Raw genomic sequence first — 21,019 nt, forward strand, 5'->3', positions numbered from 1 at the left:
CCCCGGCCGTGGCTTTCGACGTCACACCGGCCCTCTCGGGTCAGGGTCCGACAGAATCGAGATGCGGAAGAGACGTTTGTTCGGACGAGATTGGTGCACACGATGAGCTAACACATTCTTTACACGACGAAGCGGAGACACCCCATGGGCATCATTGCGTGGATCATCATCGGCCTGCTCGCCGGCGCCATCGCCAAGGCCCTGATGCCGGGCAAGGACCCGGGCGGCATCATCATCACCATGCTCATCGGCATCGCCGGCGGTCTGCTCGGCGGCTGGCTCGGCAAGGTCATCTTCGGCGTCGATTCCATGGACGGGTTCTTCAACCTCTCCACCTGGATCGCCGCGATCGTCGGCTCCCTCATCCTGCTCGCCCTCTACCGCCTCATCACCGGCAACCGGCGCTCGCACCGTCACGCATGACCCGTCGAAGGCATACGCCTTCGAACTCACCTGGACGGCTCCCTCCCCTGTTCGCAGGAGCGGGAGCCGTCAGGGTGTGTACGGACGGCGTGCTTCGGACGAGGGCCGAGCGCAGCCGCGTCCGGCTGTTCGCCGATCTCTTTACACCTCGTCAGGGCTGCTGACGTTGATCCGCCCCGGCCGGGGCGGACGGCGGTGCCGAGGGCAGGATGGGCCCTGTGCCCCTCGGCTGGGGCTACGGGCTCGAGCAAACTCCTCGGCACCGGCCGCGAGCGCCGCGAGCGTCCCAGGACCGGCGCCGGGTGCGGCGGTCACGCGCAGCACGGGGCCGTCCAGGAAGCCGGCCGTCACCGGCGCCGCATCATCGGTCCACAGGAAAACGGCGGCGTCGTCGAACCTCAGATACCACCCCACGTCTCCGGGATGGAGGCCGCCGCCCGGGACGTCGGCCGGCGTCCACTCGCACAGCGCGCGCAGCGCCGGGCCGGTTTCGGCAGGGGTCAGACGGTGCCGCGCGAGTGAGGCCATGGACGGCAGATCAGCCAGCGCGCCACGGTGCCGCGAAGGATTTCAACCAGCCGTCGAACCGCTCGACCGCCTCGGCCGTGGGCGAGGCCGAGCACGGGACGGCCGGCCGCGAGGCGCCCCTCTCCGTCGGCGAGGCCAAATGGAACGCCACGATGGGCCTCGCCCACCCGGAACGCCTCCGACGCATCCGAAGTCTGCCGGCCTCCCGCAACACCGGAGCCTGCGAGCAGACCCGCTTGCTCTGCTTCGGCGTCGTCGGCTTCACCGACGACCTGCGCGCCGTCGCAGACCGAGATCCGGCCGTCCAACTGGTCGGCCCGAACCGTCTCCACGAGGGCGAGGGACAGCGCCGTACTCGGCCGGCCATGCCACACCCGCTGGGGCGAGGATCCCAGCTATGCGGCCTGTAACGAGGCCTTCACCCGCCCCCGGCCCGTGCGGTCGGTGGTCCGCCCGGTCGTCCCGGCCGGGCCGGCCCGGTTTCGAGGTGGCGTATCGGCCCACCCCTCGCCGATCGGCCTGCCCCCGTCGAACAGCAGGTAATCCGCGACTCGCCGGCCCGTTCCCCGGGGGCGCGCGGCGCGGCGGGGTCGGATTTCGCGGTGAAGAGGACGGCAAGGTGCTCTCTGGCTCGCGAACCGGGCCGTGAGCGGCCAACAGTCACCTGTGATGAGTGAACGCTTCTGGTGAAGGGGGCAGTGCACGAGTTTGGTCATGCCGGGGGGCGGGGTCCAGTTCCGTCAGGGTGGCTGCGGTATTGGCGGCGTGGCCCGTTGAATGGCTTTTGGCCAGTGCCCGGTTCAGATGGTGTTTGGAGGCTTCTCGGTCGCCGCGCAGGCGCGCGGCATGCCCCAGTCCGATCTCGGCGCGGATCTCGCCTCTGGTGTAGGCCCGTTCGGTCGACACGGACAGGGCGCGCTCGTACAGTTCCGTCGCCCGCCCGGTGTGGCCGCCTGCCAGGGCGGTCCTGCCGAGCCAGGTCAGTGCCTCGACGACCTCGGTCCACAGCCCGAGTTCCTCGGCCATCAGGAGGCCTTCCCGGTGCAGCCGCTCCGTGCGCTCGTGGTCGCCCTCGCGTTCGGCCGCGAGTGCCAGGGACCGGGTGGCCCGGAGCTGGCCCCAGCGGTCGCCGACCTCGTGGAACAGTGCGGCGCCCAGTTCCGCGTGGGATTCGTCCTGGGCCGGGGTGTGGCCCGCGAGTTCGACCAGCGCCGCGGCTTCGCCCCAGAGGTCCCGGGCGGCGCGTGCACCGGCCAGGCTCGCCTCGACCAGCTGCCGCCCCTCGCGGTGGTGGCCGTGGCCGGTCAGACCGGTGCCGATGAACCACTGCAACCGGGCCCGCAGCACTGGATCCTTGACGCCGGTCGTGGGATCCTCACCCGTCGGGAGCGGTGACGCACCGGCCGGTGAGGTGCGCAGTTCGATGCCGGTCAGCCAGGCCCGCGCCGTCAGGAGCGCGGCCGGGGCGGCCTCGCCGTCGGCGGCCAGCGCCGTCTGGAGCGACCTGCGGGCCTCGGTGAGCCGGCCGCACAGGAACCAGTACCACGACAGGGCGTTCACGAGCCGTACCGCGTATCCGGCGGCGTTCCGGGTGACCGCGAGATCGAGCGCACGGCGCAGGTTGACGGTCTCCGCGTTCAGGCGCTCCAGGCAGCACAACTGGTCCGGGCCACGCAACTGCTCGCTCTCCCGCTCGGCCAACTCCGTACAGCGGCGTACGAACCGTGCATGTACGGCCATCTCCTCACCCGCCTCCGCCAGTCGTTCGGCGCAGTAGGCGGCCACTGATTCGAGCAGCCGGAACCGGTTGCCCTCACGGACCACCAGAGAACGGTCCACCAGTCGGGACAGCAGATCGGGTACTCGCTCGGCGCCCAGGCCACCGTCGGCGCAGACCGCCTCGGCGGACGGCAGGGTGCAGCCGTCCGCGTGCACGGCCAGGCGCCGCAGCACGGCCCGCTCGTCCGCGGTCAGCAGCTGCCAGCTCCAGTCGAGCATGCCCCGCAGCGTCCGCTGCCGGGCCGGGAGCCCGCGCCCCCGGACATCGGGCGGGGTGAACCGGTCGTCCAGGCAGGCGGCGAGCTCCCTCGGGCTCAGCGTCCGAAGGCGGGACGCCACGAGTTCCAGCGCGAGCGGAATACCGTCGAGGCGACGGCAGATGGCGGAGACGTCCGCCGCGTTGTCCGCGCCGAGGACGAACCCGGGCGCCGCTGCCGCAGCCCGTTCCACGAACAGCTCGACCGCGCTGGACCGGGCGACCGCCTGCGGATCGGCGCGTTCCGGCAACGCCAGCGGCGGCACCGGATGCACCACCTCGCCGGGGATGTCGAGGGCTTCCTGGCTGGTGAGCAGCAGGTGCCCTGCGGGCACCGCCGACAGCACGGCTCCTGCGAGCACGGCGACCGGCTCGACGAGATGCTCACAGTTGTCCAGCAGGATCAGCAGGTGCTTGTCGGCCACCGCCCGGCACAGCCAGCCCACCAGGTCATCCAGATCGGGCTCCGTCGCCGCGGTGTCGCACAGGCCCAGCGTCGTGATGACCCGCTCAGCGATGTCGTCCGGGGACGACGCGCCACCCAGACCGGCCAGCTCGACCAACCACACGCCGTCGGCGAAACGTTCGGCCACCTCCCGCGCCGCGGCGATCGCCAGTCTTGTCTTGCCCACGCCGCCGAGACCGGTGAGCGTGACGAGACGGGTGCTCGAGCCCGGGCTCAGCCGTGCCCGTACCTGGTCGACCGCCGTGCGCCGACCGATCAGCGGTGTCAGCGGGGTGGGCAGGTTGGTGCGGCACGACAGCGACTCGACCGCGGGCGTGGCCAGCTGCGGCTCCTGGCGCAGGATCGCCTCGTGCAGCGCGGAGACTCCCGGCCCGGGTGACACCCCCAGCTCCTCCGCCAGCTGACGCCGCAGCTCCTGGAAGCTCTGCAGCGCATCGCCCTGCCGTCCGGCCCGGTACAGGGCGCGCATATGGGCCATGCGCAGCCGCTCGCGCAGCGGGTGCCGTGTCACCAGGTCCCCCAGCTCCGCCGCCAGCGCCGTGTGCTCGCCCAGCGTCAGCCGCACTTCGGCCTGCTCCTCGACGACGTTGAGGCGCAGCTCTTCCAGCCGGGCGATCTCACTGTGGGCGAACAGGAACTCGGCTACATCGGCGTAGGCCGGGCCGCGCCATAACGCGAGCGCGTCGGCGAACAGGCTCCCCTTCACCGCCGGCTCCTCGTGGGCGCGGGCACGCTCGGCCAGTTCCTGGAATTTCAGGGCGTCGACCACATCGTCCGCGAGCAGCAGCCGATAGCCGGCGGGCTCGCGGACCACCTGCTCCCGGCCCAGCACGCGGCGCAGCTGGGAGACCTTGGTTTGCAGCGTGTTGACCGACCCGCCCGGTGGGTTGCTCGCCCACAGGTCCTCGATCAGACGGTCCGCCGCAACCGGTCCGCCGCCGTGGACCAGCAGATTCGCCAGCAGGGCCCGCACCTTCGCCTCGGGGACCCTGACCGGCCGCCCCTCGGCGTCCCAGACGGCCAGCGGGCCGAGCACCCCGTAACGCATGGCCGCAGTGTATCGCCGAGTGACCCTCAGGAAATCGTGCGTGAGGGTCGGCACCGTGGCGAGGCACGTTCTCGGAACTCGAAACGCATGGGAGTGCCATGAGCACAACGACCGTACGCAGGGCCGGTGCCCGGGAGTGGGGAGGACTGGCCGTCCTCTCGTTGCCCACCGTGCTGCTGGGCCTCGACGTCACCGTGCTGTACCTCGCCCTCCCCTCGCTGGCTGAAGATCTGCACCCGCGCGGCACCGAAGAGCTGTGGATCATGGACGCCTACGGCTTCATGATCGCCGGCTCCCTGATCACCATGGGCACGCTGGGCGACCGGATCGGCCGCCGCAGGCTGCTGATGACCGGGGCCGCGGCCTTCGGAGCGGTCTCCGTGCTGGCCGCCTACTCCAACAGCGCCGAAATGCTCATCGCCGCGCGTGCGGCCCTGGGGATCGCCGGCGCCACGCTGATGCCGTCCACTCTGGCCCTGATCAGCAACATGTTCACCGATCAGCGCCAGCGCTCATTGGCCATCGGCGTCTGGGCGACGAGCTTCGCGCTCGGCATGGCGCTCGGGCCGGTGGTCGGCGGCGCGATGCTGAACCACTTCTGGTGGGGCTCGGCGTTCCTCCTCGCGGTCCCGGTCGCGATCGTGCTGCTGGTAGCCGCACCAGTGCTGATCCCCGAGTACCGGGCGCCACAGAGCGGCCGGTTCGACCCGCTCAGCGTCGTGCTGTCGCTGACCGCGATCCTGCCGGTGATCTACGCGGTGAAGCGGTTCGCCAAGGACGGCCCCGACGCCCCCACGATCGCCGCCGCGGTGATCGGCCTGGTTTTCGCCGTGCTGTTCGTCCGGCGCCAGGGCAAGCTGGCGAGCCCGCTGCTGGACGTGCGCCTCTTCACCGACCGCACGTTCAGCGCCGCACTGAGCGTCCTGCTCGTCGGCCTTGTCGGCGTCGGCGGCTCGATGCTGCTGATCACCCAGCAGCTCCAGTTCGTGGAGGACCTGCCTCCCATCGAAGCGGGCCTGTGGATGGGGCCGCCCGCGCTGCTGATGTTCCTGGCCGCGATCGGGGCGCCACTGGTCGCGCGCCGCGTGCCGCCGGGAATCGTGGTGGCCGCCACCCTGGCACTGTCCATGGTCGGGTATGTGCTGCTCACCCAGGTGGACGCCTCGGGCGGCATCGCGCTGATGGTGATCGGTTTCGGCCTCGTCTACCTCGGACTCGGGGCGATCGCGGCCCTGGGCACGGGCCTGGTGGTCGGAGCCGCGCCGCCGGAGAAGGCCGGCTCGGCCTCGGCGATGTCGGAGACCGTCCAGGAACTGGGCCTCGCCCTGGGCGTGGCGATCCTGGGCAGCCTGGCCACCGCGGTCTACCGCAACCGCATCGACGACGAGATCCCCGCAGGTACACCGTCCAAGGTGGCCGACGCGGCGGGCGACAGCCTCGCAGGCGCGGTCTCGTCGGCACACCAGCTGCCCGCCGGCTGGCTCGACCACGCCAAGGAGGCGGCCACCTCCGGGATGAACACCGCGATGCTCGTCGCCGCGGTGTGCACCCTGGTCCTCTCGTTCCTGTCCGCCGTCGTGCTGCGGCACGTCGGCACCATCGGCGCCGACGAGCCGGAGGCCGACGAGGCCCTCCCGGCGGAACCTGCCAGGTCGGAAGTCCGACCGCCGCCGGACCCGCACCCCTGGCCGGCGACAGGCGGTGACGCCGGGGCAGGTGGAGTCTCGGGCCCCGGGCCCTCGGCTACTCATCGGCCTCCGCCACCACGGGCTGCTTGCCCTCCCGCCACAGATCGAGGTTGGTGGTCCCGGAAAACGAGTTGATCACCAGCGGATACTCGGTGAGATCCGGCAACCGGACCTCACCCATCGCGGTGAGCGGGCTGCCCGCCGGGACCGCGGCGACCCGGGGCGCCATCACGAGGAGTTCCTCACGGAGACTCCGGCGCCCAGCGTGGGTGCGCATGATGGCCACGTCCGACAGGCCGCTGGTGAGCCCGCCCGCGGGGTCGTCGACCCGCTTCAGACGCACCGGCACATCCGGGTTGGCCTCATGCCACCGGCGCAGTATCCCGCTGGTGTACGCACCGGCGACCGACCAGGCGTATCCCACGCGCAGGGCGCGCACCCGGTGCGGGTCCGAGTGAACCGCACCGGCTCGGCTGGAGACTCGGCCCACACCGCGGTCCGGCTCCTTCGGTACCGGGCCGGGGCCCCTGAGCGGCTGCGCCCGTCGGCGTGATCTTCACTCGGCCGGACCATTCCGTGGTGCCGCACCGGTCGGCGGAACGCAGTGTCGTCATGCAGTCACTCCCCCGGACATTCCCCTCGGACATTCCCCTCGGACATTCCCCTCGGAGAAAGAGTGGTCATGAAGCACATACGGCACGCCGCCCGGCGGGCACTCCCCCTGGCCGTCCTCCTTCCCGCCGCCGCGCTGATGGCCGCCGGCCCGTCCGTGGCCTCCGAGAGCGCCGGCGGCGGTGAGCCCCGTGAGGGCGCCAGGCCGACCATCGTGCTGGTGCACGGCGCCTGGGCGGACGCCTCGGGCTGGAACGAGGTCATGCGGAGCCTCCAGGCCCAGGGCTTTCCGGTGGTCGCCGCCTCGAACCCGCTGCGCAGCCTCTCCGGCGACGCCGCCTACCTCGCCGACCGACTGAAGTCGATCAAGGGCCCCGTCGTTCTCGTCGGTCACTCCTACGGCGGTGCGGTGATCACCAACGCGGCGGCCGGCAACCCGAACGTCACGTCCCTCGTCTACATCGCGGGGTTCGCCCCGGACCAGGGCGAGACGGTGCTGGAGCTGATCGCCCGGCACCCCGGCAGCCACCTGACGGACGACCCCGAGGCACCCCTTCCCACCGCGCTGGACGCGGTGCAGCTCGGCGGCGGCCCCGACGACGTCGACCTGTACATCAAGCCGGAAACCTTCAGCGACGTCTTCCTGAGCGACCGGCTCGACGCCGCCCGGGCGAACGCCCTGGCCGCCTCGCAGCGGCCCGCGAACGCGGCCACGAGCGGCCAGCCGAGCAAGGGGGCCGCGTGGAAGACGATTCCCTCCTGGTCCCTCGTGGCCACCGACGACCGCACGATCGGTACCGAGAACCTGCGTTTCATGGCCGAGCGGGCGGGCTCGACCACCGTCGAGGTCGACGCCCCGCACGCCGTACTGGAGACCAACCCGGGCGACGTCACCGACCTGGTTCTGCGGGCCGCGCACGGCTCGCGCCCCAGCCTCGCCGCGACGGGTGCGGGCGAGCAGGCCGCGGCGCTCGGCGGCGCGGCGGTCCTCGCGGTGGCCGGGGGCACGGCCCTGGTCGTCCGGTCCCGACGCGCCTGAGACGGCCGCCGGGAACGTACTGCCCGGAACGTACTGAGGCGCCTGCCCGCGGTCCGCGGGCAGGCCGTCAGCCCGTGTCCTACGCCTCCGGGGCGAGCAGCGGTACGTCGAGGCGGCCGGCGAGCTCGTCCACCGTGGTGCCGAAGGTCTGGGCGACCCTGAGCCCTTGGGGGGTGATGTCGAAGACCGCGAGGTCCGTGTAGACGCGGTCGACGCAGCGCAGCCCGGTGAGCGGGTAGGTGCAGTCGGGCACCAGCTTGGGGGCGCCGGTCTTCGTGAAGAGCGTCATCATGACGAACACCTTCTTGGCGCCGATCGCGAGGTCCATGGCTCCGCCGACGGCGGGGACGGCGTCGGGTGCTCCCGTGTGCCAGTTGGCCAGGTCGCCGGTGGCCGAGACCTGGAACGCGCCCATGACGCAGATGTCCAGGTGGCCGCCGCGCATCATCGCGAACGAGTCGGCGTGGTGGAAGTAGGAGGCTCCGGGCAGTTCGGTCACCGGGACCTTGCCCGCGTTCGTCAGGTCGGGGTCGGCCTCGCCCTCCTTCGCCGCGGGCCCCATGTTGAGCATGCCGTTCTCGGTGTGCAGGACCACGCCGGAGTCGGCGGGCAGGTGGTCGGCGACGAGGGTCGGCTGCCCGATGCCCAGGTTGACGAAGGCGCCCCGGGGGATGTCGCGCGCCACGAGGGCGGCCATGTCGTGCTTGCTCAGCGGGCCCTGGTCGCTCGTCGCACCCTGGTCGTTCGTCACTCGGGTCGTGGTCATGCGGGGTCGGTCTCCTTCACCACGCGGTCGACGTAGATGCCGGGGGTCACGACGGTTTCGGGATCGAGGTCGCCGGTCCCGACGATCTCGCGGACCTGTGCGATCACCGTGGTCGCGGCGGTGGCCATGACCGGGCCGAAGTTGCGGGCGGTCCTGCGGTAGACGAGGTTGCCCATGCGGTCGGCGCGGTGGGCGCCGATCAGCGCGACGTCACCCTTGATCGGGTACTCCAGTACGTAGGTGCGGCCGTCGATCTCGCGGGTCTCCCTGCCCTCCGTGAGGAGGGTGCCCACACCGGTGGGGCAGAAGAAGGCGCCGATGCCGGCCCCGGCCGCCCTCATCCGCTCCGCGAGGTTGCCCTGGGGGACGACCTCGAGTTCGATCCTGCCCGTCCGGTAGAGGTCGTCGAACACCCACGAGTCCGCCTGGCGCGGGAAGGAGCAGATCACCTTGCGGACCCGCCCCTTGGCGAGCAGCGCGGCGAGTCCGGTGTCGCCGTTGCCGGCGTTGTTGGAGACGACGGTGAGGTCCTTGGCGCCCTGGCGTATGAGGGCGTCGATCAGGTCGACCGGCATGCCCGCCATGCCGAACCCCCCGACGAGCACGGTCGAGCCGTCCTCGGTCCCGGCCACCGCCTCGTCGGCGTGGTCGCACAGCAGGGTGGTCATCGGCTTCCTCCCGAGACGTTCTCCAGGACCACGGCGAGCGCCTGGCCGACTCCGATGCAGATGGCGGCGACGCCCCACCGCTGTCCCGACTCCTGGAGCCGGTGGGCGAGGGTGCCCAGGATCCTGCCTCCGGAGGCGCCCAGGGGGTGGCCGAGCGCGATCGCGCCGCCCTTGGTGTTGACGATCTCCGGGTCGATGTCCCAGGCGTCGACGCAGGCCAGCGACTGGACGGCGAAGGCCTCGTTGAGCTCGACGGCGGCGACGTCGGACCAGGTGATCCCGGCGCCCTTCAGCGCCCGGTTCGCCGCCTCCACGGGGGCGTATCCGAACATCTGCGGGTCCAGCGCGGACACGCCGCGGCCGGCGACGCGGGCGACGGGGTCGGTGCCGATGCGCGCGGCGGCGTCGCCCGAGCCGAGCAGGACCGCCGAGGCGCCGTCGCTCAGCGGGGAGGCGTTGCCGGCCGTGATGACGCCGTCGGGGCGGAAGACCGGCTTGAGTCCGGCCAGCTTCCCGGCGGTCGAACCGGGGCGGATCCCCTCGTCCCGCGTGACGGTCGTGCCCTTGGCGTCCGTGACGACGGGCACCACCAGGTCGTCGTAGAAGCCCGCGTTCCAGGCGTCGTCGGCGAGGTTGTGGGAGCGGGCGGCGAACTCGTCCTGCCGGTCCCGGGCGAGGGAGAAGCGGTCGGCGAGCTGCTCGTTCGCCTCGCCCAGGGAGACGGTCCACTCCTTCGGCATGCGCTGGTTGACCAGCCGCCACCCGAGCGTGGTGGACACGGCCGTCACGTCCCCGGCGGGGAACGCGCGCGAGGGCTTGGGCAGGACCCAGGGCGCCCTGGTCATCGACTCGACGCCGCCGGTGAGCACGATGTCCACGTCGCCGGTCTCGATGGCGCGGGAGGCGATGACGGCGGCGTCCAGGGAGGAGCCGCACAGCCGGTTGACGGTCGTGGCGGGGACCGAGGTGGGCAGTCCCGCGAGGAGTACGGCCATCCTGCCGACGTTGCGGTTGTCCTCGCCCGCGCCGTTGGCGTTGCCCCAGACGACGTCGTCGATCTCCGCCGGGTCGAGCGCGGGGGTCTTGGCCAGGGCCCCGGTGACAGCCACCGCGGCGAGGTCGTCGGGCCGGACGTCGGCGAGGGCCCCCGAGAACTTGCCGAAGGGCGTTCTTGCCGCTGCGTAAAGGTAACTGTCGCTCACGTCCCCACGGTACGAGCGCCCGCTTCATCATGTCCAAGACCTGGTCCGCATCGATTCATAAGGCCGCCTTATAAAATGGGGCGTATGGAACTCCGTCAGCTCCGCTCCTTCCTCGCTCTGGCCGAGGAGTGCCATTTCGGGCGCGCGGCCGCCCGGCTGCACGTGGCGCAGCCGGCCCTGTCCCAGCAGATCAAGCAGTTGGAGCGGGAGCTGGGCCTCCCGCTGTTCCACCGGTCCACCCGACACGTCGAGCTGACCGAGGCCGGCCGTCACCTCACCGACTACGCACGCGCCCTCGTCACGGAGGAGGAACGCGCGCGGATCCATCTGCGGGAGCTCGCCACCGGTCACGCGGGCCGGGTCTCGGTCGGCTTCATCGGCACGGCCACCTACGACGTCCTGCCGAAGGTCGCCCGCACCGTACGGGCGAAGCTGCCGGGCATCACCCTGGACCTGCGGGGTGAGCTGCTGACCCCGCTGCTCGTCGAGGGCCTGCTCTCCGGCACGTTCGACCTCGCCGTCCTGCGGGGCGCGGTGTCGGAGGAGAACATCCGCACCACGCCGTTGCGGTCCGAGCCGCTGGTGGCCGTGCTGCCGTCCCACCACCGGCTGGCGGGACGTCGGAGCATCCCGCTGAAGGCCCTGGCCGACGAGCCGTTCGTCATTCACCCCTCCCAGTCCCGGTCCTCGATGTACGACCGGGTCCTGTCCGCCTGCCGGCGGGCCGGTTTCCGGCCCGCCCCGCTCACCGAGGTCGGCGAGACCGCCACCCTGGTCGTCCTCGTCGCGGCAGGGCACGGCGTGGCCCTCGTACCGCAGTCGGTGCAGAGCCTGAGCCTGGACGGCGCGACCTACGTACCGCTCACCGGCGACGAGTCCGTCGAACTGGTACTGGCCCGGCGCGCGCACCGCGTCCCGGCCGCGGCCGAGCAGGTCGCCTCGGTGATCGAGGACTGCGCCCGCGGCTGAGGCGCACGCGCCCGGAAGGTACGGGGCCTCGTGGCCGTGACTGGGGCCGGGACCGGCGTGGCCGCGACCTTGGCCGAGACCGGCGTGGCCGGCGCCGTCGCGACCGGGGCCGGTCGCGGCGTGGCCGTGACCGTGGCCGGGACCGTCACCGCCGGGTTCCGCCGGTTCGACCGCGCGCCCCTTGCCCCCGTTTCCACTCAGCGGAATGATGCCGTCCATGGCAGGCAACGCCGCGACACCCGGGCGCTCGGTGACCAGCCGCGCGCTGGCGGTCCTGGGCGCCTTCGACGTACGGCATCGTCAGCTCGGCCTCACCGACCTCGCGGCCCGGGCCGGTCTCCCGGTCGCGACCGCGCACCGGCTGGTCGGCGAGCTCGTCGCATGGGGCGCGCTGAGCCGCACCGACTCCGGCGAGTACGTCGTCGGGCGCCGGCTGTGGGACATCGGCCTGCTCGCGCCCGTGCACACCGGGCTGCGGCAGATCGCCTCCCCGTACCTCCACGACCTCTACGGCGCGACCCTCGCCACCGTGCACCTGGCGGTACGCGACGGCCGGCAGGCGCTGTACCTCGACAGGCTCTCCGGACACGCCTCGGTGCCGGTGGTCAGCTCGATCGGCGCACGTCTGCCGCTGCACGCGACGGGCGTCGGCAAGGTGCTGCTCGCGCACGCCCCGGACGACGTCCGGGCCGAGGTGCTCGCCGCCCTCCCGCGGATCACCCCGTACACGGTGAGCCGGCCGGGCCTGCTGCGGCGCCAGCTCGACAAGGTGCGCGAGGACGATTACGCCACGACGGTGGACGAGATGAGCCTGGGCGCTAGTTCCGTGGCCGTGCCGATCCGGTCCGGCGGGGACGTGGTCGCGGCGCTCGGCCTCGTCGCACCCAGCCTCAGACGCGACCGGCCACGGCTGGTCAGCGCCCTCCAGGTGGCGGCCCGGGGGATCGGACGCAGCCTCCTGGGGCCGGTCGGCCACTGAGCCGGGATTCCCCCGGGTCGCTGCCCCCGGCGGCCACGGCACCGGCCGTGGTCGCGCTGCCCGGCCCGGCGGCACCGGGCGGCCCCACCCGGCCGGACCCAAGCAGCCCGGAGCGAGTACCGTTGACCCGTTCGTGAAGAATACGAAGAACGTCCGGGTCGAAGCTCCCGGGCTCCCGGCCCTCCCTCGTCGGGCGGCTGGTCCGGCGGACATGACCGTCCCGGGACGGCCCGGGCAACACCGCGGAGGAGGCGAACGAAGCAGTGACCGCTCATTCCCGCCGCCCTCCCCCCACGTCGCCCCGCGCCTTCCGGGGCCTCGCCGCCCGCGCGGGACCCGCCCGACTCCGGGCCCGGAAGCGGGACCGGCGGAAGGGCGGACAGCAGGACCGGCGGGAGGACAGGCAGCAGGACCGGCGCGGCGACGGTTCCTGGCCGGTGCGGTCCCCAGGGCGGCTGCGGTCCCTGCTCCGGGTGCGCAGCGTGGCCGGCCAGGTGTTCGTACTGCAGATCCTCCTCGTGGCCCTGATCGTCACCACCGCGCTGGTCGCTCTCGTGCTCCAGGCCCGGCGTGACAGCACCCACGAGGCCGAGTCCCGGTCCCTGGCCATCGCCACGACGTTCGCCCGATCCCCGCAGACGGTGACGGCGATGACCGGCCCCGACCCCTCCGCGGTACTGCAGCCGGTCGCCGAGAGGATCAGGCGGGCGACCGATGTGGACCTCATCATCGTGTACTCGCCGGACGGGGTCCGCCTGACACACCCGGACCCCTCCAGGATCGGGAAGACCGGCGAAGGCCCGTTCGTGTCGCCGGCCTCCCCCCGGACCCAGCAGGTCGACACCTCCAGGGGCCGCTCGGTGGTCGCGTACGTCCCCGTCACCGAGCCCGACGGGACGACGGTCGGCTCGGTGGGGGTCGGGATCACGGTCGACAAGGTGGCCGGCATGGCGGCCGAGCAGCTGCCGGTGCTCCTGGGGGCCGCGGGCGGAGCGCTGGCCCTGTGTGCGGGCGGCACCGCCCTGGTGAGCCGGCGGCTGCTGCGCCAGACCCGCGGTCTCGGTCCGGTGGAGATGACACGGATGTACGACCACCACGACGCGGTGCTGCACGCGGTGCGGGAAGGGGTGCTGATCGTCGGCGGGGACGGGCGGCTGGTGCTGGCCAACGACGAGGCGCGGCGGCTGCTGGAGCTGCCGCCGGACGTGGAACGGCGGCTCGTCTGCGACCTCGGCCTGGACCCGGACATCACCGACCTGCTGACGTCGGACCGGGCGGCCACCGACGAGGTGCGCCTCACGGCGGACCGGCTGCTGGCGGTGAACAAGCGGCCCACCGACCCTCACGGCAGGCACACCGGAAGCGTGGTGACCCTCAGGGACACCACGGAGCTGCGCACCCTCTCGGGGCGGGCCGACGTGGCGCGCGAGCGGCTGACGCTCCTCTACGACGCGGGGACACGGATCGGCTCCGCCCTCGATGTGGAGCGCACCGCCCAGGAACTGGCGCAGGTGGCGGTTCCGCGCTTCGCCGACATCGCCACCGTCGATCTGGCCGAGGGGGTGCTGCGCGGCCAGGAGCCGGACGCGGCGGTCACCGGGCTGCGCCGTACGGCGGCGGCCGGCGACGACGCCGGCCGGCTGACACCGGTGGGCCGCCCGATCCCCCTCACGGCCCACACGCCCCAGGCGCTCTGCGTGGAGACCAGGCAGGCGGTACTGGAGGCGGATCTGCGCGCCGCCCAGGGGTGGCGGGTGCTGGACCCGGAACGCGCCGGCCACGTTCTGGACCACGGCGTCCATTCCCTGATCGCGGTGCCGCTCCTGGCGCGCGGCACGGTACTGGGCGTGGTGACCTTCTGGCGCTCGCGGGGTACGGAGCCGTTCGACCCGGAGGAGGCGCCCTTCGCCGAGGAACTGGCCGCCCGTGCCGCGGTGGCACTCGACAACGCCCGCCGCTACACCCGCGAGCACACCCTGGCGGTCACCCTGCAGCGCAGTCTGCTGCCCCGTGACCTGCCGGACCTGAGCGCGCTGGAGGTGGCCCACCGCTATCTGCCGGCCCAGTCCGGGGTGGGTGGGGACTGGTTCGACGTCATCGAGCTGTCCGGGGCCCGGGTCGCGCTGGTGGTCGGGGACGTGGTGGGGCACGGTCTGCACGCGGCGGCCACCATGGGGCGGCTGCGCACCGCGGTGCACAACTTCGCCACCCTGGACCTCGCCCCCGACGAACTGCTGGCCCGCCTGGACGACCTGGTGGCCCGGCTCGCCCGGGAGCGGGCCGCCCAGGGCGACGACGAGGGGCCCATCGGGGCCACCTGCCTGTACGTGGTCTACGACCCGGCCTCCGGCAGGTGCAGCGCGGCCCGCGCCGGCCACCTGCCGCCCGCCCTCGTCCGGCCGGACGGAAGCGTGGAGTTCCCCGAACTGCCCGCCGGCCCGCCCCTGGGCCTGGGCGGCCTGCCCTTCGAGAGCATCGAGTTCCAGGTGCCCGCGGGAAGCCGGCTCGTGCTCTACACGGACGGGCTCGTCGAGGACCGCACCCGGGACATCGACGTCGGGCTCGAGATCCTGCGGGACACGCTGTCCCACCCCGGCCGGTCCCCCGAACAGACCTGCGAGGCCGTGTTCGACGCCCTGCTGCCCGACCGCGCGAGCGACGACATCGCCCTGCTGGTCGCCCGCACCCGTGTGCTCGACCCCGGGCAGGTCGCCGGCTGGGACGTGCCCCGCGAGGCGGCGGCCGTCTCCCGGGTCCGCGCCGACGTCACCCGGCAGCTGGCGGACTGGGACCTGACGCACGCGGGCTTCACCACCGGGCTCATCCTCAGCGAACTGGTCACCAACGCCATCCGGCACGGCACCGTCCCCATCCACGTCCGCCTGCTCCGGGACCGCCGCCTGATCTGCGAGGTCTCCGACGGCAGCAGCACCTCACCCCATCTGCGCCAGGCGGCGACCACGGACGAGGGCGGCCGCGGTCTGTTCCTCGTCGCCCGCTACGCCGAACGCTGGGGCACCAGGTACACGCCGAACGGCAAGGTCATCTGGACCGAGCAGCCACTGAACGGAACGCGGGGCGGGGCCGGCGGCGCCATGAGCGGCGACGACGTGCTCGACCTGTGGACCGACGTCACCCTCTGACCCGCCCGCGCGGACCCGCTCGCGGCATTCATTCCGTTCATCAGTTGCCCGGCCGGGCACTGCTGCGCCGGTCCCCCGACGACGGTCCGGGCGCCGCGGTCGCGCCCGACCACCGCATCCCGGTACCGAAACCACGGCGGCTGAGCCGCTCGCCGGCTCCGGCGTAGCCCGAGGACGGTATGCACCGCCTCGGCGGCGGACGCCCCCACCACCCTGTTCCTCTCCGTCAGGTCACTCGCTCGACGCCGGGGCGGCTCGTTTGGTGCAGGAGGTGATCAGCACCGTTTCCGTGCGGTCGACGCCGTCGAGTGAGCCGATGCGGTCGGCGAGGTAGGTGTGCAGAGCGTTGGCGTATCGACAGACAGCAGGGCGAAGAGCGAGTAGCCGTCGATGTTCGGGACGTTGGGGTGCCGCCGTCGACGCCAGGGAGGTCGAGGTTGGGCTCCTCGCGTATCCGGACGGACGCCAGCTTGGGCCCGCCGGTCCGGACGGCCTCGCGCCACCAGGCAGTTCTACGATTTCAGTTCATGACGACTCCCGACTGCTCCCCGCACCCGCAGGGTGAATTCGACAGTGGCGAAGTCTGCGGGATCCTCACGCGTCCTCACCTCCGACACCGTGGGCATTTCCGCACAGCCTCGCCGACCGACGGACGGCCCCGTGCTCACCAATTGGTGCGCACAGGACCGTAGTTGTCTTTCGTGGTGCGGGTCAGGTGTCCAGCGCGCCGTCCTTCACGGCAGACACGAAGGACGCCCAGCCACCAGCCGGGAACACCAGGACCGGGCCGTGCGGAGACTTGCTGTCCCGGATGGGAACGACGGCTGGGAAGTCGTCGGAGACCTCGATACAGGCACCGCCGTCCGGGTTGCTGTAGCTGCTCTTGCGCCACTTCACGGTACCCGGGGCTATGGATCGCACAGCGTTTCCTCCATCAGGCGCAGGATGAACATTTGCGACTCGGCAGGGGGCATGGCCTTGTCCCGCACTACATCGTAAGCACGTTGCAGGCGTTCGACCCGTGTGCTTTCCTCGATGAGCTCGCCTGTGTGGGCATTCTCCGTGTACGCCACCGGGCGGCCGTCCTTGAGCCGCAAGTACCAGACGTCCGTGGCGACCAGGCCGTGCACTCCGGCCCTCTGCGGGAGGACCTGCACCGTTACGTTTTCCCGCTCGGCCATCTCACCCAGGTACTCCAACTGCCCACGCCACTCCCCCTCGTTCTTCAACGGTGTACGCAGGACTGCTTCAGCGAGGATCGTTCGGAACGGCGGGCCGTCCGCGTCTTCCAGAAGCTCCCGGCGCCCGACCCGGGCCTTCACCTGCCGCTCCAGTTCCGCCCCTTTGATCCCGCCCGCCGCCAGCACCTCCCGCGCGTACCCCTCCGTCTGCAGCAGCCCCGGCACCACGCTCACCGCGAAGTGCCACAGGCTCACCGCCTGCGCCTCCAGCGCCATGTACCGCCGGTACTGCTCGCGGAACTGCGTGTGGTCCCCGGCGGCCAGCTCCCACAGGGCCAGCAGCATCCCCGGGGCCCCGTAGTACTGGTCGAGGGCCTGGGCGACCTCGGGGCTGCCCAGGGTGTCGCCCTTCTCCATCTTGCCGAAGAGCGACCAGTCCCAGCCCAGCCGCTCTCCGAGCTGCCGCAGGCTGACGCCCTTCTGGGCCCGCAGCCGTCGTAGTTCCTCGGCGAACCGCTGACGCGGCTCCTGGCTGCGGCTCGTGACGACGCGGCGCTGCGACAAGGGCGTTCACCTCCACGGACGGTGCGGAAGGCGCGTCCGTCCTCGCTCTCGTGACGCGCCGAGTACGCAACCTAATGCGTGGTGTTGGGGGAATACCGTCGTTTCACGCCGATTCACCCGGTCGTATTCCCCTACCGCGTGCCCGCCGTCGCCTTCTCCGGGGTCACCACCGTGTCCCAGTGGACCGTGCGGTCGCACCAGTGGTCGAGGAGGACGTGGTCGTGGCCCACGGCCAGGAGGCCGGCGCCGGTTTCGGTGCGGTAGGCCTCGACCACCGCCACCAGCGCCGCCGTCGTCGACGCGTCGAGCATCGCGGTCATCTCGTCGCAGATCAGCCAGCGGGGGCGGAGCACCAGCGCGCGGGCCAGGCAGGCGCGTTGGAGCTGGCCGTCGCTGACCTCGTGGGGGCGGCGGGTGAGGAGGTCGGGGGTGAGGCCGACGGAGGCGGCCAGTTCCGGGACGCGTTGGGGGACGGTGTCGCGGCGGCCGGTGGCGCGCAGGGGTTCGGCGATCAGGTCGGCGAGGCTCAGGCGGGGGTCGGCGGAGAGGCGGGGTTGCTGGAAGACCACGCCGAAGGCGGTGCGCAGGTCTCGCGGGGCCCGGTGGCGCCAGTGGCGTACCGGGGTGCCGTCCAGGAGGAGGGTGCCCGCGTCGGGGCGGTGCAGGAGGGCGGCGACCCGGGCCAGGGTCGACTTGCCGCAGCCGCTGGGGCCGAGCAGGCCGACGGCCTCGCCGGGGGCGACGGCCAGTGAGGCGTCACGTACGACGGGGGCCGAGCGTCGGTCGTAGCCGGCGGTGATGGCGCGCAGTTCAAGCACGGGCGGTCTCCGGAGCGGGGCTGGCCTCGACGACGGGGTGGTGGCAGGCGGTGGTGGTGGTCAGGGGCGGGAGGGTGGCGCAGGTGGGGGTGGCCCGGTCGCAGCGGGGGGCGAAGGCGCAGCCTTCGGGGAGGGCGCCGAGTTCGGGGGGCATGCCGGGGATGGGGGTGAAGTCCCGGTCGGGGAGGGCGTTCAGGAGGCCTCGGCTGTAGGGGTGGCGGGGGCCGGGGGTGCCGAAGAAGGTTTTCGCGTCGGTGAGTTCGACGATGCGGCCCGCGTACATGACGGCGACGCGGTCGGCGATGCGTTCGGCGGCGGCGAGGTCGTGGGTGATGATCAGGAGGGCTCGGTCGCCGGCGGCGTCGACGTGGCCGCGGAGTTCGTCGACGGTGTGGTCGACGAGGTCGCGGTCGAGGCCGGTGGTGGGTTCGTCGGCGAGGAGGAGGGGTGCGTCGCCGACGAGGGCGAGGGCGGTGGCGGCGCGCTGGGCGAGGCCGCCGGAGAGTTCGTGCGGGTGGCGGTCGAGGTGGTCGGCGGGGAAGGCCGCGCGGGCGGCGGCCTTTTCCCCGGCTGCGCGCAGGGCCGCGCGGCCGCGTACGCCGGTGAGTGCGGCGACCGTCTCCTCCATCTGTGCGCGGATGGTGCGGACCGGGGTGAGGTGGGCGGCCGGGCTCTGCGGGATGAGGCCGATGCGCCGGCCGCGCACGGTGCGGGCGAGGGTGCGTTCGTCGGCGGCGAGCAGGTCGAGGTCGCCGAGGAGGGCGCTGCCGGCGGTCTGCGCGTTGGCGGGGAGCAGGCCGAGGAGGGCGGAGGCGAGGACGGACTTGCCGCAGCCGCTCTCGCCGATCAGGGCGAGGCATTCGCCGGGTACGACGTCGAAGTGGGCGTCGGTGACGGCGGCGACGGGGCCCGGGCCGGGCACCAGGAAGCGCACCGACAGTCCGCGTACGGAGAGGACGGGAGGTCGCTCGGTCACAGCATGAGCTCCGATCGGCGGCGGGGGTTGATCCGTTCCCGCCACACTCCGGCGAGTCCGGCGATGGCGAGGGTGGGGATGATCAGGAACAGGCCGGGGAAGAGGGTGGGCCACCACTGGCCGGCGAGCAGGGTGCCGCGGGCGCCCTGGATGAGGGTGCCGAGGCTGGCGGTGTGGGTGGGCAGGCCGAGGCCGAGGAAGGACAGCGCCGATTCGTGCCACATGGCGTGCGGGATCATCAGGACGGCGGCGAGTCCCGCCTGTGGCAGTACCCCGGGCAGCAGGTGGCGCAGGACGACCCGTCGGCGGGAGGCGCCGCCGGAGACGGCCGCGTCGATGTACGGGCGGGAGCGCAGGGAGAGGACCTCGGCGCGGACGATGCGGGCGGTGGACAGCCAGTGGGTGGCGGCGACCGACACCACCACCGGCCACACGCCCGGCCGGAACATGGCGACGATGAAGATGCCGAGCAGCAGGTGCGGGACGGAGGAGATGGTGTCGACCAGGCGCATGACGAGGCGGTCGACCCAGCCGCCGAGTGCTCCGGCGGCGGCTCCGACGGCGGTGCCGATCACGGTGGCGGTGAGGGCGGCCACGACTCCGACGAGCAGGGAGACCCGCAGGCCGTAGACGCAGCGCAGCAGCAGGTCGCGGCCCACGTCGTCGGTGCCGAAGGGGTGGGCCCAGCTCGGTGGGAGGAGCTTCGAGGCGAGGTCGACGGCCTGCTGGTCGAGCTGGACCAGCGGTGGGACGAGCAGGACCGCGAGGGCGGTGAGGCCGACCAGGGTGGCGGAGACGCGCAGGCGCAGGGTGTGGGTGGAGCGGCGTGCGGTGCCGCGTGGGCGCCACGCCGGTTCCGTTGCCGGGCCGGGTGTCGTGCCGGCCTTGGTGCGGGCCGTCGTTCCGGCTGTGGATTCAGTCATCGCCATCACATCTCACCGAGCTTCACCCTCGGGTCGGTCAGTCCGTACAGGAGGTCCGCCAGGAGGTTTCCGGCGAGGACGGCGGCGGTGGCGAGGGTCGTCAGCGCGGCCAGGAGCGGGAAGTCGACGGCGGTGGCCGCCTCGACGGTGGCGGCGGCGATGCCGGGCCAGCTGAAGACGGTCTCCACCAGCAGGGCGCCGGTGATGAGTTCGGGTACGCGGGAGCCGATCAGGGTGAGGACGGGCAGGAGTCCGGAGCGCAGGGCGTGGCCGAGCAGGACGGTGCGTTCGTCGAGGCCGCGGGCGCGGGCGCCGCGTACGGGGTCCTCCGCGAGGGCGTCGCCGACGCCCTGGCGTACGTACAGGGTGAACCAGGGGAGCTGGGAGACGGCGAGGACGCCGGCGGGGAGGACCAGGTGGTGTGCGACCTGTCCCGCGGTGACGTGTTCGCTGTCGGTGTCGGTGAGGCCGCCGGCCGGGAGGACGCCGAGGTGGAGGGCGAACAGCCAGACGGCGAGCAGGGCGATCCAGAAGACCGGCGCGGCCTCCAGGGAGTACGCGAGGGAGGTGACCGTACGGTCGAGGGGTGAGCCGGGGCGGCGGGCGGCGAGGACGCCGAGCAGGGTGCCGAGCAGGATGGCGACGGTGAACGCGACGGCGCACAGCAGGGTGGACCACACGATCCGCTCGCCGATGGCCTCGGCGACCGGCTGGCGCAGCACGCTGGACTGGCCGAGGTCGCCGGTGACGGCGGAGGTCAGCCATTCCCACCACTGGACGGCGAAGGGGCGGTCCACGCCGAGGTTCTCGCGGAGCCGGTCCAGGGTTTCCTGGTCGGCGCCGAGGGCGGCGGTGCCGGCGTAGGCCTTGACGGGGTCGAAGGGGGAGGCGGCGGCGATGGCGAAGACGCCGAAGGTGACGACGAGCAGGACGGGCACGGCGAGCAGGGCCCGCCGTGCCACGAGGCGGGCCATGGGGCCCCAGGGCAGTG

The 21,019-nt window shown here is 72.7% G+C and carries 18 protein-coding genes; 7 read left to right on the forward strand and 11 right to left on the reverse strand.

All coding sequences use genetic code 11. The features are described 5' to 3' along the window. The first annotated feature begins 144 nt into the window (after positions 1-144). Complete coding sequence (locus ACFWVE_RS09580) at positions 145-423, forward strand: GlsB/YeaQ/YmgE family stress response membrane protein (RefSeq protein WP_384009928.1); 279 nt, start codon at positions 145-147, stop codon at positions 421-423. A 605-nt stretch (positions 424-1,028) separates the two neighbouring features. Beyond that, the gene (locus tag ACFWVE_RS09585) at positions 1,029-1,361 is read left to right on the forward strand and encodes a hypothetical protein (protein WP_384009930.1); all 333 of its coding nucleotides are present in this window, start codon (positions 1,029-1,031) and stop codon (positions 1,359-1,361) included. A gap of 250 nt (positions 1,362-1,611) precedes the next feature. Here ACFWVE_RS09585 and ACFWVE_RS09590 read toward each other — a convergent pair whose 3' ends face one another. Continuing rightward, positions 1,612-4,500, reverse strand: a complete 2,889-nt coding sequence (locus ACFWVE_RS09590; protein WP_384009932.1) for a BTAD domain-containing putative transcriptional regulator — start codon at positions 4,498-4,500, stop codon at positions 1,612-1,614. Positions 4,501-4,598: 98 nt separating this feature from the next. Here ACFWVE_RS09590 and ACFWVE_RS09595 point away from each other — a divergent pair, with 98 nt between their 5' ends. Further along, positions 4,599-6,323, forward strand: coding sequence for an MFS transporter (locus ACFWVE_RS09595; RefSeq protein ID WP_384009934.1), 1,725 nt, complete (start codon positions 4,599-4,601; stop codon positions 6,321-6,323). Here the strand turns inward: ACFWVE_RS09595 and ACFWVE_RS09600 are convergent. After that, a complete protein-coding gene (locus ACFWVE_RS09600) occupies positions 6,244-6,678 on the reverse strand; it encodes a LysR substrate-binding domain-containing protein (protein WP_384009936.1) in 435 nt (144 codons plus the stop codon). The genes ACFWVE_RS09595 and ACFWVE_RS09600 overlap by 80 nt on opposite strands. 192 nt (positions 6,679-6,870) lie before the next feature. Here ACFWVE_RS09600 and ACFWVE_RS09605 point away from each other — a divergent pair, with 192 nt between their 5' ends. After that, positions 6,871-7,839, forward strand: a complete 969-nt coding sequence (locus ACFWVE_RS09605; protein WP_384009937.1) for an alpha/beta fold hydrolase — start codon at positions 6,871-6,873, stop codon at positions 7,837-7,839. A 79-nt stretch (positions 7,840-7,918) separates the two neighbouring features. On the opposite strand, the gene ACFWVE_RS09610 is transcribed toward ACFWVE_RS09605, so the two are convergent. Genes ACFWVE_RS09610 through ACFWVE_RS09620 form a run of 3 tightly spaced genes read right to left on the reverse strand, consistent with a single transcriptional unit; the run spans position 7,919 to position 10,475 of the window. Further along, on the reverse strand, positions 7,919-8,605 hold the full coding sequence (locus tag ACFWVE_RS09610; protein WP_384009940.1) for a 3-oxoacid CoA-transferase subunit B: 687 nt from the start codon (positions 8,603-8,605) through the stop codon (positions 7,919-7,921). Further along, complete coding sequence (locus ACFWVE_RS09615) at positions 8,602-9,273, reverse strand: 3-oxoacid CoA-transferase subunit A (protein WP_384009942.1); 672 nt, start codon at positions 9,271-9,273, stop codon at positions 8,602-8,604. The genes ACFWVE_RS09610 and ACFWVE_RS09615 overlap by 4 nt, the downstream gene beginning before the upstream one ends. Then, complete coding sequence (locus tag ACFWVE_RS09620) at positions 9,270-10,475, reverse strand: thiolase family protein (RefSeq protein ID WP_384009946.1); 1,206 nt, start codon at positions 10,473-10,475, stop codon at positions 9,270-9,272. The genes ACFWVE_RS09615 and ACFWVE_RS09620 overlap by 4 nt, the downstream gene beginning before the upstream one ends. Positions 10,476-10,559: 84 nt before the next feature. Here ACFWVE_RS09620 and ACFWVE_RS09625 point away from each other — a divergent pair, with 84 nt between their 5' ends. From ACFWVE_RS09625 to ACFWVE_RS09635, 3 genes are all read left to right on the forward strand, one after another. Continuing rightward, positions 10,560-11,444, forward strand: a complete 885-nt coding sequence (locus tag ACFWVE_RS09625) for a LysR family transcriptional regulator (RefSeq protein ID WP_384009947.1) — start codon at positions 10,560-10,562, stop codon at positions 11,442-11,444. A gap of 217 nt (positions 11,445-11,661) precedes the next feature. Then, entirely contained in the window at positions 11,662-12,423 is a 762-nt protein-coding gene (locus tag ACFWVE_RS09630) for an IclR family transcriptional regulator (RefSeq protein WP_384009950.1), read from the forward strand. Between the two features lie 437 nt (positions 12,424-12,860). Then, entirely contained in the window at positions 12,861-15,566 is a 2,706-nt protein-coding gene (locus tag ACFWVE_RS09635; protein ID WP_384010018.1) for a SpoIIE family protein phosphatase, read from the forward strand. Positions 15,567-16,277: 711 nt separating this feature from the next. On the opposite strand, the gene ACFWVE_RS09640 is transcribed toward ACFWVE_RS09635, so the two are convergent. From ACFWVE_RS09640 to ACFWVE_RS09665, 6 genes are all read right to left on the reverse strand, one after another. Continuing rightward, on the reverse strand, positions 16,278-16,487 hold the full coding sequence (locus ACFWVE_RS09640) for a DUF397 domain-containing protein (protein ID WP_384009953.1): 210 nt from the start codon (positions 16,485-16,487) through the stop codon (positions 16,278-16,280). Continuing rightward, on the reverse strand, positions 16,475-17,311 hold the full coding sequence (locus ACFWVE_RS09645; RefSeq protein WP_384009955.1) for a helix-turn-helix domain-containing protein: 837 nt from the start codon (positions 17,309-17,311) through the stop codon (positions 16,475-16,477). Before ACFWVE_RS09645 ends, ACFWVE_RS09640 begins: the two co-directional genes overlap by 13 nt. A gap of 131 nt (positions 17,312-17,442) precedes the next feature. Then, on the reverse strand, positions 17,443-18,129 hold the full coding sequence (locus ACFWVE_RS09650) for an ABC transporter ATP-binding protein (RefSeq protein WP_384009958.1): 687 nt from the start codon (positions 18,127-18,129) through the stop codon (positions 17,443-17,445). Continuing rightward, positions 18,122-19,105 (reverse strand): ABC transporter ATP-binding protein, encoded by a 984-nt coding sequence (locus tag ACFWVE_RS09655; protein WP_384009960.1) that lies wholly within the window; start codon positions 19,103-19,105, stop codon positions 18,122-18,124. Before ACFWVE_RS09655 ends, ACFWVE_RS09650 begins: the two co-directional genes overlap by 8 nt. Continuing rightward, on the reverse strand, positions 19,102-20,034 hold the full coding sequence (locus ACFWVE_RS09660; protein WP_384009963.1) for an ABC transporter permease: 933 nt from the start codon (positions 20,032-20,034) through the stop codon (positions 19,102-19,104). The genes ACFWVE_RS09655 and ACFWVE_RS09660 overlap by 4 nt, the downstream gene beginning before the upstream one ends. After that, on the reverse strand, positions 20,034-21,002 hold the full coding sequence (locus ACFWVE_RS09665; protein WP_384010021.1) for an ABC transporter permease: 969 nt from the start codon (positions 21,000-21,002) through the stop codon (positions 20,034-20,036). The genes ACFWVE_RS09660 and ACFWVE_RS09665 overlap by 1 nt, the downstream gene beginning before the upstream one ends. Positions 21,003-21,019 lie beyond the last annotated feature (17 nt).

Origin of the sequence: Streptomyces sp. NPDC058632 (genome assembly GCF_042717095.1) — a bacterium.
Taxonomy (GTDB): Bacteria; Actinomycetota; Actinomycetes; order Streptomycetales; family Streptomycetaceae; genus Streptomyces.

Coding starts and splice junctions, on each gene's coding strand:
- ACFWVE_RS09595 (WP_384009934.1), top strand. CDS start 4,599: ATGAGCACAACGACCGTACGCAGGGCCGGTGCCCGGGAGTGGGGAGGA.
- ACFWVE_RS09580 (WP_384009928.1), top strand. CDS start 145: ATGGGCATCATTGCGTGGATCATCATCGGCCTGCTCGCCGGCGCCATC.
- ACFWVE_RS09590 (WP_384009932.1), bottom strand. CDS start 4,500: ATGCGTTACGGGGTGCTCGGCCCGCTGGCCGTCTGGGACGCCGAGGGG.
- ACFWVE_RS09630 (WP_384009950.1), top strand. CDS start 11,662: ATGGCAGGCAACGCCGCGACACCCGGGCGCTCGGTGACCAGCCGCGCG.
- ACFWVE_RS09610 (WP_384009940.1), bottom strand. CDS start 8,605: ATGACCACGACCCGAGTGACGAACGACCAGGGTGCGACGAGCGACCAG.
- ACFWVE_RS09605 (WP_384009937.1), top strand. CDS start 6,871: ATGAAGCACATACGGCACGCCGCCCGGCGGGCACTCCCCCTGGCCGTC.
- ACFWVE_RS09625 (WP_384009947.1), top strand. CDS start 10,560: ATGGAACTCCGTCAGCTCCGCTCCTTCCTCGCTCTGGCCGAGGAGTGC.
- ACFWVE_RS09615 (WP_384009942.1), bottom strand. CDS start 9,273: ATGACCACCCTGCTGTGCGACCACGCCGACGAGGCGGTGGCCGGGACC.
- ACFWVE_RS09660 (WP_384009963.1), bottom strand. CDS start 20,034: ATGGCGATGACTGAATCCACAGCCGGAACGACGGCCCGCACCAAGGCC.
- ACFWVE_RS09665 (WP_384010021.1), bottom strand. CDS start 21,002: ATGGCCCGCCTCGTGGCACGGCGGGCCCTGCTCGCCGTGCCCGTCCTG.